14 protein-coding genes and 1 pseudogene are annotated in these 15,685 nt (G+C 62.3%); 6 read left to right on the top strand and 9 right to left on the bottom strand.

The window, feature by feature from the left end:
- Window positions 1–2 precede the first annotated feature (2 nt).
- Window positions 3–1,319 (bottom strand): xylose isomerase, encoded by a 1,317-nt coding sequence (gene xylA, locus HU731_RS27890; RefSeq protein ID WP_014718060.1) that lies wholly within the window; start codon window positions 1,317–1,319, stop codon window positions 3–5.
- 292 nt (window positions 1,320–1,611) lie between these two features.
- On the opposite strand from xylA, the gene HU731_RS27885 reads away from it, so the two are divergent.
- The 6 genes and pseudogenes from HU731_RS27885 (at window position 1,612) to HU731_RS27860 (ending at window position 7,030) form a co-directional block, all read left to right on the top strand.
- Window positions 1,612–3,033 carry a PAAR domain-containing protein gene (locus HU731_RS27885; protein WP_217894828.1) on the top strand — a complete coding sequence of 474 codons (1,422 nt, stop codon included), beginning with the start codon at window positions 1,612–1,614 and terminating at the stop codon, window positions 3,031–3,033.
- Window positions 3,030–3,422, top strand: coding sequence for a hypothetical protein (locus HU731_RS27880; protein WP_186609622.1), 393 nt, complete (start codon window positions 3,030–3,032; stop codon window positions 3,420–3,422). Before HU731_RS27885 ends, HU731_RS27880 begins: the two co-directional genes overlap by 4 nt.
- 124 nt (window positions 3,423–3,546) lie before the next feature.
- Window positions 3,547–3,713, top strand: a pseudogene (locus tag HU731_RS27875) (xylose operon transcription regulator XylR); the annotation flags it as partial.
- A 218-nt stretch (window positions 3,714–3,931) separates the two neighbouring features.
- Window positions 3,932–5,350, top strand: coding sequence for a PAAR domain-containing protein (locus HU731_RS27870; protein WP_217894827.1), 1,419 nt, complete (start codon window positions 3,932–3,934; stop codon window positions 5,348–5,350).
- Window positions 5,347–5,736, top strand: a complete 390-nt coding sequence (locus tag HU731_RS27865) for a hypothetical protein (RefSeq protein WP_186609148.1) — start codon at window positions 5,347–5,349, stop codon at window positions 5,734–5,736. Before HU731_RS27870 ends, HU731_RS27865 begins: the two co-directional genes overlap by 4 nt.
- 88 nt (window positions 5,737–5,824) lie before the next feature.
- Entirely contained in the window at window positions 5,825–7,030 is a 1,206-nt protein-coding gene (locus HU731_RS27860; RefSeq protein ID WP_186609146.1) for a XylR family transcriptional regulator, read from the top strand.
- On the opposite strand, the gene HU731_RS27855 is transcribed toward HU731_RS27860, so the two are convergent.
- Genes HU731_RS27855 through HU731_RS27820 form a run of 8 tightly spaced genes read right to left on the bottom strand, consistent with a single transcriptional unit; the run spans window position 6,918 to window position 15,684 of the window.
- Window positions 6,918–8,345 (bottom strand): isochorismate synthase, encoded by a 1,428-nt coding sequence (locus tag HU731_RS27855; protein ID WP_186609144.1) that lies wholly within the window; start codon window positions 8,343–8,345, stop codon window positions 6,918–6,920. The two genes, HU731_RS27860 and HU731_RS27855, sit on opposite strands and share 113 nt — an antisense overlap.
- Window positions 8,342–8,650 (bottom strand): isochorismate lyase, encoded by a 309-nt coding sequence (locus HU731_RS27850; protein ID WP_073525513.1) that lies wholly within the window; start codon window positions 8,648–8,650, stop codon window positions 8,342–8,344. Before HU731_RS27850 ends, HU731_RS27855 begins: the two co-directional genes overlap by 4 nt.
- The gene (locus HU731_RS27845; protein ID WP_186609142.1) at window positions 8,650–9,393 is read right to left on the bottom strand and encodes a thioesterase II family protein; all 744 of its coding nucleotides are present in this window, start codon (window positions 9,391–9,393) and stop codon (window positions 8,650–8,652) included. Before HU731_RS27845 ends, HU731_RS27850 begins: the two co-directional genes overlap by 1 nt.
- Window positions 9,390–10,988 carry a (2,3-dihydroxybenzoyl)adenylate synthase gene (locus tag HU731_RS27840; RefSeq protein WP_186609140.1) on the bottom strand — a complete coding sequence of 533 codons (1,599 nt, stop codon included), beginning with the start codon at window positions 10,986–10,988 and terminating at the stop codon, window positions 9,390–9,392. The genes HU731_RS27845 and HU731_RS27840 overlap by 4 nt, the downstream gene beginning before the upstream one ends.
- Window positions 10,981–11,700, bottom strand: a complete 720-nt coding sequence (locus HU731_RS27835; protein ID WP_186609138.1) for a VOC family protein — start codon at window positions 11,698–11,700, stop codon at window positions 10,981–10,983. Before HU731_RS27835 ends, HU731_RS27840 begins: the two co-directional genes overlap by 8 nt.
- Window positions 11,697–12,836, bottom strand: a complete 1,140-nt coding sequence (locus tag HU731_RS27830) for a Gfo/Idh/MocA family oxidoreductase (RefSeq protein WP_186609136.1) — start codon at window positions 12,834–12,836, stop codon at window positions 11,697–11,699. Before HU731_RS27830 ends, HU731_RS27835 begins: the two co-directional genes overlap by 4 nt.
- Window positions 12,833–14,011 (bottom strand): cytochrome P450, encoded by a 1,179-nt coding sequence (locus HU731_RS27825; protein WP_186609134.1) that lies wholly within the window; start codon window positions 14,009–14,011, stop codon window positions 12,833–12,835. Before HU731_RS27825 ends, HU731_RS27830 begins: the two co-directional genes overlap by 4 nt.
- A complete protein-coding gene (locus HU731_RS27820) occupies window positions 14,008–15,684 on the bottom strand; it encodes a class I SAM-dependent DNA methyltransferase (protein WP_186609133.1) in 1,677 nt (558 codons plus the stop codon). The genes HU731_RS27825 and HU731_RS27820 overlap by 4 nt, the downstream gene beginning before the upstream one ends.
- Window position 15,685 lies beyond the last annotated feature (1 nt).

Here is a 15,685-nt window from a genome sequence, read left to right as displayed (position 1 = left end):
TGTCACCGATAGATAAACCGATTCACAACGCCCTCAAGCATCTCCTGGCGGCCACTCACCGCCTGGGGGTCCAGCGCGTTGGCAAAGGCATGTTCAGCCAATGACTCGAGGCTGAACTCACCGGCCAGCACCGCCTGGCCCAATGGCTGGCTCCACCCGGCATAACGCTGGTCCTTGAATTGCTGCAAGCGGTCGTCCTGCACCATCGCCGCCGCACGCTCCAACGCCAGGGCCAGCACATCCATGGCGGCGACGTGGCCGTGGAACAGGTCCACCTCGTCCAGGCTCTGGCGGCGCACCTTGGAATCGAAGTTATAGCCGCCGTTCTTGAACCCGCCGGCCTTGAGGATTTCATAGGTGGCCAGGGTCATTTCCTCGACGCTGTTGGGGAACTGGTCGGTGTCCCAACCGTTCTGCGGGTCGCCGCGGTTGGCGTCGATGCTGCCGAAGATCCCCAGCGACACGGCGGTGGCGATCTCATGATGAAAACTGTGCCCGGCCAGCGTCGCGTGGTTGGCCTCGATGTTCACTTTGATCTCGTGTTCCAGGCCGTACTCATGCAGGAAGCCGAACACGGTGGCGCTGTCGTAATCGTATTGGTGTTTGGTCGGTTCCTGGGGCTTGGGCTCGATCAACAGGTCACCTGTAAAGCCGATCTTGTGCTTGTGCTCCACCACCATGCGCATAAAGCGCCCGAGCTGTTCGCGCTCGCGCTTGAGGTCGGTGTTGAGCAAGGTCTCATACCCTTCACGGCCACCCCACAGCACATAGTTGGCGCCCTTGAGCCGCAGCGTGGCATTCATCGCGCTGAACACCTGGGCGGCGGCGAAGGCGAACACCTCTGGGTCAGGGTTGCTCGCAGCCCCGGCGGCAAAACGCGGGTTGCTGAAGCAATTGGCGGTGCCCCACAACAGCTTGATGCCGGTCTGTTCCTGATGGCGCTCAAGGTGGTCGACCATCTGCGCAAAGTGGTTGCGGTACTCTTTTAGCGAGCTGCCTTCGGGTGCCACATCGGTGTCGTGAAAACTGTAGTAGTCGATGCCCAGCTTGGAAAAAAACTCAAACGCCGCCTCGGCCTTGCCGATGGCCACCTCCATCGGATCGCCACTGCGCTGCCACGGACGTTTGAACGTCCCCATCCCAAACATATCCGCCCCCGGCCACACAAAGGTATGCCAGTAACAGGCCGCCATGCGCAGGTGCTCACGCATGGGCTTGCCGAGGATCAGCTTGTTGGCGTCGTAGTGACGAAACGCGAGGGCAGAGGTGCTGGCAGGGCCTTCGAAGCGCACCTTCTCGACACCGGGGAAGTACGGCATGGGGTTTTCCTTATTGTTCTGGGCGGTGTCTGGATACTAGCAATGGCACCTGGGCGGCTGATTATGAAAATCACCAAAGGGGAGTGCGATTTTGAGTGAAGGGCTGAGAACGGCCGAGGGAGTACAGGATTTAGGGAAACGTCTGACTTTACGGTGGGGATATGCCTCTTCAAGGTTTTGACTGCCACTGACTTGCTCTTGCTCGTTTACCTCGGAAGGCGTTACGCGTCAGTTTTCTTATCGAGACGAGCAGGAAAGCACGGCTAAAAAAACATGGATAAGAGGCGAAAAAATGAGCGTAGGTCATTTCATTTGTCAAGGTGACAAAACCAGTTGCGGCGGGGAAGTGCTGGGCGTAGATCAAACAACCCACATGAATGGCCGTCTTCGTGCCTGCGAAGGTGACCCAGTTACCTGCGGCAAGGATGGGCGAACGTACAAGATCATCGGCGGCATTTCCTTCATGGAGAGCAATGGCCGGCTTGTTGCCGGTACGGTGGATAGTTACAGCGGCTGTCCCTGTAAAGCCGAGCTGATTCCTTTGGCGTTATTCGGCGAGTACCACGGCAGAGGTGGCTCGGTCGTAAGCGCCAACAGACTGGCCGCTGAGCCGGTCCAGCCAGTAGCCCACTGGGCAGCGTCCTCTCAACGCACCTCCACCTCGCCAAGTGAGTCGCCCCAATCCGCATTTGCCGCATTTAGAGCGCTAATAGGCGAAGAACCAGGTTTTTACATCGTGCCCAAAAGCATGAGCCGCGAGGCGCTGGAAGCCACACTTTTTCCGACGCTCGACCCGGCTGTAATGCGCAAGTTTCAATCGCTGAATCCCAACACAGGCCACGTCAAAGCTGGTTCGATGATCGTGCTCAGCGATCCGAAAAACACCTCCTGCACGTATGAAGAAGCTCAGTTGATGCAGGCTGCACAACATGTCAGCGCATCACTGGATGAGCTGACGCCGGACGAGGCCGACTTTCTGTATCGCCATGGTGCAGAGATCGCCGGTTTCATCGGCCAAACCTCAACCTGGCTCGGCGTCAGCGCAGTGGTGATGGAAAAGCACCTGAGCAATCTGCGCGAAACGCTGCAGGCTATGGAGCGCCTGCATCAGGACAGCTATCGGCAGCACGGGCACCTTCGGTCACCGCAGTTCTTCGCTGATCGCCAACGGTTGATGAATCAGTTGGATGCTCATCTGCTCAACTCCACCCGCCTGCGCGGGCAGACCACCCTGGGCGATCATCCCAAGTTGAAAACGGCCCTGGGTATCTCCAGCCGCAGCTTGGTGCATCACTGGGACAAGGCGGGTGGGCCGGGGCAGATTCCGGGGTATGCCGCGCATGTGGAAGCGGTCAGCCGTGCCACGAAGTATATGAAGGCAGGTGGTTATATCGGGATAGGCCTTGGTGGGGTGTCTTCATTGCTGGCTATTGAGCAGGTGTGTAATGGCGAGTCCGGGGAGGCTTGCAGGAGGATCAAGTTTACGGAAGCGGGGAAGTTCGCTGGTTCCACGTTCTTTGGTGGTTTGGGTGGGTGGGCGGCGGGTACTGCCAGTGGTCCGATTTGTCTGGGGATTGGTGTTGCTACAGGGGGGGTAGGTGGTGTTATCTGTGTCGCAGCCATAGTGGGCGCTGGCGCATGGGTCGGTACAACTTACGGCGGTTTGGGGGGAGAAATAGGTGGAGAAATTTTGTACGAGCAAACTTTGCCATGACAGCAGAAGAGTTTTGGAAGTCCTGGCTGGCCTTCTGGATTATTTCAGGTGGTCCGATGCTGCTTGCGGCGTCGAGTCTTGCATACAGCTTGTACCTGAGCCGCCGCCACTTGGATGCCATTAAGGATGCGTTGAAAAATAGCCGCTACATTTATCTTTGGGGGCCTAGTCTTGGGAAACGAGGCTTGATTTGGTCCCTATTGGAAATGTCGAAAATTGCTGGAATGGTGGTTTGGCCGAAGGCTTATATCATTTTGGGAGATGTAAGCCCCGCCGATCTTGAAAAGTTTCCGCCCTACCTGAAACGTCGTCTTATCATCAATATCACGATGGCTTTCACTGCCCTTATCTGGATGGCAGTTGGAATCATTCTTTGGAAACTTAGGTAACGAACGGGCCTCCCTGAGGCCCGATATGCCCATACAGCTCCCAGGATGTGACATCGATTTGAATGTAGCTAGGCGTCCGCAGTCCACGGGCCAAATCTGCACCGACCGGCCCCAAGACAAAACAATGAACACCCTACCGTCCGTTCACCGCATTGCCTTGCTATTCAACGGCAGAAAAATCTACGACCGCGGCATCATCGCCGGCATTGGTAATTACCTGAGCGGCACCCGGGCATCCTGGCACCTGTTCCTGGAGGAAGACTTTTCTGCCGTCCGCGCGGTATTGAGCGTTAAAGGGGAGTGCGATTTTGAGTGAAGGGCTGAGAACGGCTGAGGGAGTACAGGATTTAGGGAAACGTCTGACTTTACGGTGGGGAAATGCCTCTTCAAGGTTTTGACTGCCACTGACTTGCTCTTGCTCGTTTACCTCGGAAGGCGCCACGCGTCAGTTTTCTTATCGAGACGAGCAGGAAAGCACGGCTAAAAAAACATGGATAAGAGGCGAAAAAATGAGCGTGGGTCATTTCATCTGTCAAGGTGACAAAACCAGTTGCGGCGGCGAAGTGCTGGGCGTAGATCAAACAACCCACATGAATGGCCGTCTTCGTGCCTGCGAAGGTGACCCAGTTACCTGCGGCAAGGATGGGCGAACGTACAAGATCATCGGCGGCATTTCCTTCATGGAGAGCAATGGCCGGCTTGTTGCCGGTACGGTGGATAGTTACAGCGGCTGTCCCTGTAAAGCCGAGCTGATTCCTTTGGCGTTATTCGGCGAGTACCACGGCAGAGGTGGCTCGGTCGTAAGCGCCAACAGACTGGCCGCTGAGCCGGTCCAGCCAGTAGCCCACTGGGCAGCGTCCTCTCAACGCACCTCCACCTCGCCAAGTGAGTCGCCCCAATCCGCATTTGCCGCATTTAAAGCGCTAATAGGCGAAGAACCAGGTTTTTACATCGTGCCCAAAAGCATGAGCCGCGAGGCGCTGGAAGCCACACTTTTTCCGACGCTCGACCCGGCTGTAATGCGCAAGTTTCAATCGCTGAATCCCAACACAGGCCACGTCAAAGCTGGTTCGATGATCGTGCTCAGCGATCCGAAAAACACCTCCTGCACGTATGAAGAAGCTCAGTTGATGCAGGCTGCACAACATGTCAGCGCATCACTGGATGAGCTGACGCCGGACGAGGCCGACTTTCTGTATCGCCACGGTGCCGAGATCGCTGGCTTTATCGGCCACACCTCAACCTGGCTCGGCGTCAGTGCGGTGGTGATGGAAAAGCACCTGAGCAATCTGCGCGAAACGCTGCAGGCTATGGAGCGCCTGCATCAGGACAGCTATCGGCAGCACGGGCACCTTCGGTCACCGCAGTTCTTCGCTGATCGCCAACGGTTGATGAACCAGTTGGATGCTCATCTGCTCAACTCCACCCGCCTGCGCGGCCAGACCACCCTGGGCGATCATCCCAAGTTGAAAACGGCCCTTGGAATTTCCAGTCGCAGCTTGGTGCATCACTGGGACAAGGCGGGTGGGCCGGGGCAGATTCCGGGGTATGCCGCGCATGTGGAAGCGGTCAGCCGTGCCACGAAGTATATGAAGGCAGGTGGTTATATCGGGATAGGCCTTGGTGGGGTGTCTTCGTTGTTGGCTATTGAGCAGGTGTGTAACGGGGATTCTGGGGCGGCTTGCGAAAGGATTAAATTTACCGAAGGAGGAAAATTCGCTGGATCTACTGCTATCGGTGCTGCAAGCGGATTAGTTTCGAGCTACGCCAGCACTGCCGTCTGCGTTGCGCTTGGCGTCACAACAGGAATTGGTGGTGTTATTTGTGTTGCTGCTGTTGTAGGGACTGGCGCATGGGTGGGTACGACGTACGGTGGTAAAACTGGTGAGTACATCGGTGAAAAAATTTATGAGGCCAGACAACCATGACCAGTATCGATGCTTGGCCTCCTTGGATCGCAATTATTGTTACAGGAGGGCCAATTTTGCTTGCCGCTGCAGGCATTACTTTTAGCCTTTATCTAAGTCGTCGGCATTTGGATTCTATAAAGGATGCTTTAAAAAACAGCCGTTTTATCTATATATGGGGGACGAGCCTTGGAAGGCGAGGGGTCATTTGGTCGCTTCTGGAAATATCAAAAATTGCCGGAATGGTGACGTTGCCGAAGGCCTCTATTCGCATCGGAGAACTGGACCCAGGCGATCTTGAAAATTTCCCCCCTCATCTAAAACGTCTGTTGACCATCAATATGATGATGTTGATCGGTTCCGTTTTTTGGGCAGCAGTTGCAGCCATGTTGGTGGAATTTAGGTAAGTTAAGCGGGCCTCCTCCGAGGCCCGCTATCCTGATCAGTCAAACCTCTGCGTACTCATCTGCACCGACCGGCCCCAGGACAAAAACAATGAAAACCCTACCGCCCGTTCACCGCATCGCCTTGCTGTTCAACGGCAGCAAAATCTACGACCGCGGCATCATCGCCGGCATTGGCAATTACCTGAGTAGCACCCGTGCATCCTGGGATCTGTTCCTGGAAGAAGACTTCCTCTGCCGCCTGCGCGGTATCGAGCGTTGGCAGGGCGATGGGATCATTGCTGACTTCGATGACCCGCTGATCGGCGAGGCGCTGGCCGGCAGTCGGCTTCCGGTGGTGGCGGTGGGTGGCTCTTATGAGGATGTGGGCAAGTACCCCAAGGGCATTCCCTATGTGGCCACCGATAACCATGCCCTGATGAAGCTGGCCTACGAGCATCTGGTGGAGGCGGGGTTGACGCGGTTTGCCTGTTTCAGCCTGCCCGAAGCCCAGGCCAATCGGTGGGCCCAGGAGCGTGAGAAAGCTTTTCGCCGCTTGATGCAGCGCGATGGCTTGCAGGTAGAGGTGTATCGCGGGCTGGGCACCAGTGCGCCGTTGTGGGACAGCGCGGTGGAGCAGCAGATTGCCTGGCTCCACAGCCTACCCAAGCCTATCGGCATTATCGCGGTGACCGATGCCCGCGCCCGGCAATTGCTGCAAGCCTGCCTGACGGCGGGCATTGCGGTGCCGGAGGAGGTGGCGTTGATCGGCATCGACAACGACCCGCTGACCCGTACCCTCACGCGGGTGCCGCTCAGTTCGGTGATCCAGGGCACGGAGACCATGGGCCGCACCGCTGCGGCGCTGTTGCATCAGATGCTGCACGGCAAACCGTGCACGGGCACGCAGGTGCTGGTGCCGCCGGACGCCATCAACGTGCAGGCCTCCAGCCTGCATCAACCCCTGGGCAACCCTTACGTGATGCAGGCCTTGTTGTTTATCCGCCAGTACGCCTGCCAGGGCATCAAGACCGATCAGGTCGCCGCTTATGTCGGCGTTTCACGCTCGTCCCTGGAAGCGCATTTTCGCAAGGCCCGCGGCTGCAGCGTGCATGATGAGATTTTGCGCTTCAAACTCGCTGCCGCCGCCAAGGGCCTGGAAAACCACAGCCTTGCTATCGCCGACATTGCCGCACGCTGCGGCTTTACCTCTGCGCAGTACCTGCATACGGTGTTTCGCCGCGAATTTGGCTGTACGCCGCGTCAGTATCAGCAGGGCAGGCCAGCTGCAAGGCCTGCTGCATACTCGCCAGCTTGATCTGGGTTTCCTCGTATTCATTGGCCGGCAGCGAGCCCTCGACAATGCCGCAGCCGGCGAACGCGTGGCAATGCCTTGGGGTGATCAGCGCTGACCGCAGGGCCACAAGGAAGTCGCCATTGCCCTGGGCGTCCAGCCAGCCCACCGGCGCCGCGTACCAGCCACGATCAAAACCCTCATGTTCGCGGATGAACGCCAGGGCCGATGCCCGGGGCAGGCCGCCAACGGCGGGCGTAGGGTGCAGGGCCTGGATACCGTCCAGCAGGCGCTTGCCCGCGTTGAGTCGGGCGCTGATCGGCGTGCTCAAGTGCTGCACGGTGGCCAGTTTGAGCAGGCTGGGGCTGGAAGCGGCGTGCAGGTCGCTGACCTTGTCATGCAGCGCCTGGGTGATGGTCTGCACCACCAATTGATGCTCATGCTGCTCCTTCGGATCGGCCAATAGGCGCTCACCCAGCGCTTGGTCCTCATTCGGCTTGAGCCCACGGCGGGTGCTGCCTGCCAGGGCGTGGGTGGTCAGGTGGCCCGACGCGCAACTGAGCAAACGCTCGGGGGTGGCGCCCATGAAGCAATGGTCGCCACGGTGGATCGCGAAAAGGTGCGAGGCGTTACGGCGTGCGTACAGGCGGCCCATCACCGCCCCGGTGTCGAGGGCAGCGTCCAGGCGGTGGTCGATATGCCGCGCCAGCACCACCTTGTTCAAATCACCTTGGGCGATGGCGCCCAGTGCGGTCTCGACCTTGGCCTGCCATTGATGTTGGGGCAAGGCGCTACGGCCCAACACCGTGGGTGTGGCGGCCAGGTTGAGGGTGGGGGTGAGCAGGTGTTCATAGGCGGCCAGGCTTTCCTGGGCCAGTGCGGCGGGGTCGCTGCCCGGCTCGATCACGCGCTGGCAACGCAGCCAGCGCCCGCTGGCGTCTTCGCTGAGCAACCAGTGAGCGAGGTGAAAACTGGCGTCGGCAAAGGGCGCCCAATGGGGGGCGCTGGGTTGCTGGTCATCGAAGCGCATGCCGCCCAGCAGCAAGGGTGCATGCTGCCCTTGCACCAGCGCATCGGCGCACAGTGCGAACCATTGGCGATCCACCTCGGCCATGCGTTGGGGCCCGGTGGCTTCGATCTGCCAGGTGCAGCCCAGGCCGAACAGGCTCAGGTCCGGCGAATGCGCGCACCAGAAGAAACCTTGCCGATGGGCTTGATACAGCGCCAAGGGCGCAAGCGTCGGCGCGGCGCATGCGCTGACGGCAATCACCGGCCGTTGGTACGCCACCGCCCGTTGATGCGCGGCCTGGAACACCTTGAGCAAATCGTGCGCGTTCATACGGCCTTGCTCTTTTTCTGCAGCCAGAAGGCGGTTTGCTCGGCGATGTACCAGTGGATGATCTGGTTGAACAGGCTTTCGATAAATTCCCCATCCAGCCCGACGTCCTGCGCCCATTGCCGACGCAGCGGCAGCATCGCCGCGACGCGCTCCGGGGCGGCGATGCTGGCCTGGTCGGGTTTGAATGCGGAGGCGGCCTTGACGTACTGCATGCGCAGGCCAAGGGCGTCGATGATCTGTTGGTCGAGGCTGTCGATGGCGTGACGGATATCAGCAAGGCCGGTGCAGTGTTCCGGGGTTTTCATCATGTGTCTCCCTGAAGGTAGGCGGTGCGTTGCAACAGGTGGTCGATCACCGGTCGCGGCTGATGCTTGAGGTAAAAATGGTCGCCGTCGAACAGGCGGATATCCGGGAGATGGCCGCTCAGGTCGGCCCAGGCGCGGGCCTGTTCCAGGCTGACTTCGGCGTCATCGCGGGCCAGCAGCACATCCAGCGGCGCCGCCAGGGGCGGCAGGTGTGCAGGGCGCCAGGTTTCGATGGCCTGGTAATCGCTGCGCAGCGCGGGCAAGAACACGGCACGCAACTGCGGGTTGGCCCACAGGCCGGCGGCCTGGGCATCCTGGCGCAGGATGTCGGCGATCAGTGTGCTGTCGTCCTGGCGGTGCAGGTCGCTGGGCGGTTGCCGGTGGGGCGGCGCATGGGCCGAGACAAACACATGGGCCGCGCCGGCAGCGGCCGCTTCCAGGCGTACGCCCGCGGCATAGGCCAGCGCCGCGCCCATGCTGTGGCCAAACAGCACCAGGGGCTGCGCAGGCAAGGCCAGCAACGCCTGGCTGATGTGCTCGGCGAGGGTCGCCAGGCACGGCACATGCGCCTCGTTGAAGCGCTCTTCACGGCCGGGATATTGCACCGCCAGCAGGTCGATATCCCCCGGCAAGTGCGCCAGCCACGGCCGGTAAAAGCTCGCACTGCCACCGGCGTGGGGCAGGCACACCCAGCGTGCGCGGGGCTGCGGGCCCTCGCGCAAAACGCGCAGCCAGCGGCTCATGACGCCATCACCTGTTCCGCCAGGGCCTTGCGGTTGACCTTGCCCAGGCGTGTCAGCGGAAACTCGCGCAGCACCTGCAAGCGGTCCGGCAACTTGTAGGCGGCCAACCCACGTTCGCGCAGCCAGGCGTTGATCGAAGCCAGGTCAATGGGTTCGTCGTGGGCCAGCACGCAGGCGCAACTGCGCTCCCCCAGCAACTCATCGGCCAGGGCCACCAGCGCCACATCGCGGATCAGCGGGTGGCCCAGCAGCAGGTTCTCGATCTCTTCCACGGGGATCTTCTCGCCGCCGCGGTTGATCACATCCTTGCTGCGCCCTTCGACGACCAAATGCCCTTCGGGCAGACGCCTTACCAAGTCGCCGCTGCGATAAAAGCCATCGGCAGTAAACGCCCGCTGGTTGTGCTCGGCGGCGTTGTAGTAGCCCCGAATGGTGTAGGGGCCACGCACCAGCAGTTCCCCCACGGCGCCAGGCGCGACCGCTACATCATCGGCATCGACGATACGGATCTCATCGGCGGCGGTCAGTGGCAGGCCCTGGGTTTCGAAGACCAGCGCCTGCGGGTCATCCAACCGGGTAAAACACAGCAAGCCCTCCGCCATGCCGTACACCTGTTGCAGGCCACAGCCCAGGGCGGGGCCGATGCGTGCGGCGATCTCGGCCTTGAGGCGCGCGCCGCCGACTTGCAGCCATTGCAGGCTGCTGAGGTCGTTGTCGGACCATTGCGCCACCTCCAGCCACAGCAACACCAGGGGCGGGATCAACGCCGTGTGGGTGATGCGTTCGCGTTCAATCAGTTCAAAAGCGGTGTCCGGGCTCGGCTCCGGCGCCAGCACCAAGGTGGCCCCGACACTGAATACGCCGAGTGCGCCGGGGGAGGCCAAGGGAAAGTTATGCGCCACCGGCAGCGCCGCCAGGTAACGGGTGTGGTCGTCGAAACCACAGGCGCGAGCCGCCAGCCGGGCGTTGCAGGCGTAGTCGTCATGGGTACGCGGGATCAGCTTGGGCAGGCCGGTGGTGCCGCCCGACAAGAGCAATACCGCGACGTCCCGAGCGTCTGGCGCGGGAAACTCGCGGGGGGTGGCGACGCAATCGGCCAGGGCCACGAACTCCTCGGCCGCGCCCACCACCCACACCTGTTGCAGGCTCGGCACCTGTTCAACCAGGGTGCGCGCCAGTGGCCGGTAATCGAAGCCCAGGTGCTGATCGACAATCACATAGGCCACCGCCTGGCTCAGATGGGCCAGGTGGGCCAATTCGTACTCGCGATGGGCCGGCAGCGCAAACACCGGGATCACTCCCAGGCGCAGCAGGGCGAAGGTCAGGCTGAAGAACTCAGCGATATTGGGCAGTTGCACCAGCACCCGCTGGCCGGCCACCAGCCCGCGTTCGGCGAGGCCGGCGGCCAGGCGGTCGGCGTGTTGGTCCAGTTCGGCGTAACTCCAGCGTCGGTTGCCGTCGACCAAAGCTTCACGTTGTGGTGTGCGTTGGGCTTGCTCGCGCAGCAGTTGGCCCAGGGGCACGCCTTGCCAGTAGCCTTGCTCGCGGTAGCGGCGGATAAAGTCTTCGGGCCAGTCAGTGCATCCATCAAGCATGGCAATCTCCTTGGGCAGTCGGGCAGCCGAGCAATTGGGCGCCGTGCAGGGTCAGCGGTTGCGCCAGGCCGGCGATTTGCACCGCCTGGACGCCGGTGTGGGTGGCCGGTTGCAGATGCAACATCGGGTCGTCGCCCGCGAGCAGGTGGAGGGCGGTGTGGTCGGCGGGGCTCACGCCAAGGTGAATGGCCGCCAGGCCAGTGGCGCCGTTGGGATGGATCAGCCGCGCCGGATGCTGCGTGGGCGTGTACGGCGTCACCAGAAAAGGCAGGCGCTCATGGCGCGGGTAGACAAAACGAAAGCGCGTCTGGCTGCCGTCTGCACAGGTGCGTTGCCAGTTCACCACGCGGCCCATGGCCACGCCGCTGGCCGCCAGGCCCTTCAGCCGCGGCGCCAGGGCGGCGTCATCGCACAGCAATGCCAGGTCGCAGAAGCCCTCGCCGTGGGCGGCCCAGCGCAACATGCGCCGCCCGGCACCACCCCCGGCCAGGCAGTCGATGGGCCACTTGAACAGCCAGGCGTGGCGCGGCGTGGTGAGCAACTCGATGATCGGCCCGTGGCTGAACCAAATATGCGCGTGCTGAGCGCGGGCCTCGGCGGTGGCGTAGGTGACCTCGAACCCGGCGGCGCGAAAACTCGCCACGGCCTGGTGCAGGTCGCGCACCCACAGCAATACATGGCTGCAGGAGGAACGGGATTGGGCAGTATTCAAAAGGGCAGGGCTCCCAAGAGTTGAGCGCTGGGGTCAGCGTCAGGGGGTTGCACGGCATCGGCGCGGCGGTGCAACTCGGCCAGCGGCAATGCCTGGGGAACAGGCGGCGCAATCAATTCGGGCATGCCGATCAGGCTGTTCATTTCGCGCCAGGCCATCGACACTTCGGTGGCCCACACGCCGCTGCGCAGGCGTTGCGCGGGGGTTTCGATGTCGGCGCACAACGCGTCCAGGGCGAGGCTGACCGCATCCGGCCACACCTGGTTGAACACCTGGTGATAGCTGGCAGGTATCTGCGGGTCGAGCACCACCAGGGTCGGCCCGGCCAGTCGTTCACTGCCGGGGCCCGACATGATCAGGCGGTCGGTGTTGTCCCGTGGCGCATGCAGGCGCGGGTTCCACAGCACCGGGCCATGGGTATCGCACAGGCTCAGTACGCCGGCTTCACAGCCCACTTCCAGGCGATGCAGCAAAAACGAATGGTTGTCCGGGTCCTGGGGATGCACCTGGTTCTGTACGCGCAGGCTGATGGGCACGCCATTGAAACTGGCGCTCAACGGCGTGAAGGGGTGTGCGCCGACGCTGGCGGCGGTCGCTGCAAATGCCCAAGGCCTCAGGCCACCGGCCAGGCGCCCGAGAATGTCGAGCAAGGGGTAGGCCACCTGGCTGTTACAGGCCGCGTCGATATAGGCCAACCCGTGTTGCTCGCGCAGGTAGTCGGCCACCGCGAGAAAGCGCCGGATCGCGAGGATATTGGGGTACAGCGTATTCACCGCGTAGGCCGCCTGGCCCTGGCGGGCCGCCTGCATGCACGCGGCGATTTCGCGGTGATGCACCGGGTGTTCCTGCAACACGTGAATGCCACGGCGCAGCAGTTGCTGGGCCAGTTCGCTGCCGGCGCCACCGGTGGCGCCGGAGCGCACCACCACGCAGGCGATATCGACGCTGTCCGGCACCTGCTCCACGGCCTCGTACAGTGGCACGCCGTAGTGGTCGGCGCAGGCCTGGGAGTAGGCATTGCCGCGCGACAGGATCCCCACCAGCTCATAACGCTCATGGGCTCGGGCCAGGGCTTGCAGGTAGATGCGGCCAAACGCGGTGCCTGCGACGATCACGCGTTGACGTGGGCGGCTCATGACCAGGTCACCGGCAGGCAGTGGGCACCGCGAAAAAAGGTCGCGGTTTTCCACTGTACCGCCCCGCAGCGTTTCAAGCTGGGCAGGCGTTGCACCAGCGTCTGCAACGCCTCCTGCAACTCCACCCGCGCCAGCGCCGCGCCGATGCAATGATGCAGGCCGTGGCCGAAGCCGAAATGGCCCTGGGCGTCGCGTTGCAGGTCCAGGGCCTGTGGGTTGGCAAAGCGCGCCGGGTCATGGTTGGCCGCGCCGATTGAAGCGAATACCGCCTCGCCTTGGCGCACCAGGGTTTCACCCACCTGAATGTCTTGCAGGGCGTAATGCACAAACATCGCCGCCGAGGCCAGCGGGATATAGCGCAAAAGCTCTTCCACCGCCTGGGGGATGTGCTCGGGGTGCGCCTTGAGTTGTTGCCATTGCTGCGGGTTGTCCAGCAGCACCAGGATGAAGTTGGGAATCTGTGACGCGCTGCCTTCGTAGCCGGCGACCAGGATGGCGATGCACAACAGCAGCAGTTGTTCTTCGCTCAGGCACTCGCCTTGTTCGTCGGCCTGGGCCAGGGCGGTCATGAAATCGTCCTGGGGGTGGCGGCGGCGCTCGGCGACCAGGCCCTTGATATACGCCGCGAGTTCGCTCAAGTGCTGTTGCGTCAGGGCCGCGTCTTCGGGGCGGGTCGACAGCAACGAGTCGTTCCACTGTTTGAAACGTTCGCGATCCTGCAGCGGTACGCCAAGCAATTGGCAAATCAACGCCAGGGGCAGCGGCAAGGCAAAGTCATTGACCAGGTCGGCGGGCGGGCCGGCGGCGAGCATGCGGTCGATCAACTGGTGGGCATAGGCCCGCGCATGGGGTCGCAAGGCTTCGACGCGGCGACGGGTAAACGCCTGGGCAGCCCGGGAGCGAATGCGGGTCAGCTGCGGCGGGTCCATCATCACAATGCCACCGGCAATACGTGGGAACGCCCGCGGCGCATCGTCACGGCGAAACGCCTCGCTACGGCTGAAACGCCGGTCGCCCAGTACCAGGCGCACATCGTCATAGCGGGTGGCGAGCCAGGCGGGCGCGCCAATGGGCATCTGGATACGCAGCAGGCCGGGCGCTTGCTGGGCATGGCGATAAGGCTCAGCCAGCGCCAGGTCGGTGAAGGCGTTGAAGGGGTAGGCCAGCGGGGTCATGGCAGGTCCTTGGCAGTAGGCAGGTCGGGCAAACGGTCGAGCAGTTCAAGCTGCAGGTCAGGGTGTTCCAGGTGGGCCGCCAGCGCGGCACGGCTCAGGCGTTGCTCGGGCACTTGGGCGACGAAGACGCGATGGCCCAGGCGCGCCAATGGGTGGTGGGCGGCGGGCAGGCTGCGATTGCCCTGGAAGCCGGCACGGGCCAGGGCGCTTTGCCACTGGTTGAGGTCCAGGAAGGTGCTGCTGCTGAGTGCGCGTTCATCGCTGGCCTGGTTGAGCATGAAGGCCTGGGACGCCATCACCCAGAATTCCTCCTGGGTCGGCTCGCTGAACACCAGCCAGCCGCCTGGCTTGAGCAAGGTCAGTAGGATGGCCAGGGAGCGCTCGGTGTCGCGGGCGGCATTGAGTACGCCGCCCGCAACAATCAAGTCCCAGTCCTGGGTGTGATAACCCTGGGCCAGGGCAGGGCGGTCAATATCGAACACGTCGTGGCGCACCCATGGCCAAGCGTGCAGGCGCTCGGCGGCCTGTTCGCTGAAGTAGCGCGACACGTCGGTGCACAGGTAGTCCACCGCCACATTGGCCAGGGCCGGCAACACCGCCTGGGTGGTGGAACCGGTGCCGGCACCGACCTCCAGCACCCGCAACGGCGCATCGGTGGGTTGGCGCGCTGCCCAGGCACCCACCCAATGCGCCACGCTGCGATGCTGGTATTGCGCCGCCAGGCTTTCGCGGTACAGCGCCGCTGCGCGATCAGTGCGACCTTGGGGAAACAGCAGGTGCACGGCGGCGCACTCGCCGCGCATCAGCGCTGGCAACTGGCGGGCATTGTCCCGTGCATAGTCGAGGGTGGCGCTGCCGCCGGTGTTGCCCGCCCAGTCCAGGCTCAACTGTGCCCAAAGGTCTTCCAACGTGGCGGTGCTCCAGGCGTTGGCGTCGAGGCTGGGGTAGAGGTGGTCGCCTCTGCGCTGCAGCAGTTGCTGGGCTTGCAACACGTCCAGCCAGCGTGCGATCAAGGGCCGGTGACCGGGCGCGATGCCGGCATTGGCCAGGCTTTGGGCCACATTGTTGAGCGGTGCCGGCAGCAAGCCGCATTGTTCCAGGCCATTAAGCATCGACAGCAAGGCCGCGTGGCTCAAACGTTGGTTCAACTGCACGGCCTGGTTCAATTGAGTGATGCTGAACTGCTGATTGACAGCTGCCTCGGTTGCGTCGAGATGATCGTCCACCGCAGTCGCTTCACAACGCTGGGGCACGGCGAACAAGGTCTGGCCGTGCAGCGCAACTGCACTCACCTGAGGATGCCCCAGGGCCCGCTCACACCAGCGCTGTTGCTCACGCTTGAGGTCGGCCAGGTCGCGTCCATCTTCGGTGAAACCCTGTACGTGGCAATCCAGTTGGGCTGCGGCGCGTTCGGCCAGTTGCCAGTCGCCGGGACGTTCGCTGACGAACACCAACTGCTCAAGATGGCTCAGATCACTCAAGGCCAGGGCGGGAAAGTCCAGCAGGCGCTCCAACTGCTCGGCGCTCATCACCACCACCGTCGGGCGCTGGCGTTCAAGCACCGCCAGCAAACGTGCCGGTGCCTGTTGATGCGCGCCCAGGTCGGTCAAGGTTGGCAGACGCCACGGATGCGCTCCGGCGGGCAGATCGATCAGCAAGGTATCGACATTCATC

The sequence above is a fragment of the Pseudomonas salmasensis genome (assembly GCF_014268375.2).
GTDB lineage: Bacteria > Pseudomonadota > Gammaproteobacteria > Pseudomonadales > Pseudomonadaceae > Aquipseudomonas > Aquipseudomonas salmasensis.
Note: the sequence above shows the minus strand (reverse complement) of the source record. Positions and strands in the feature narration are given on the sequence as shown.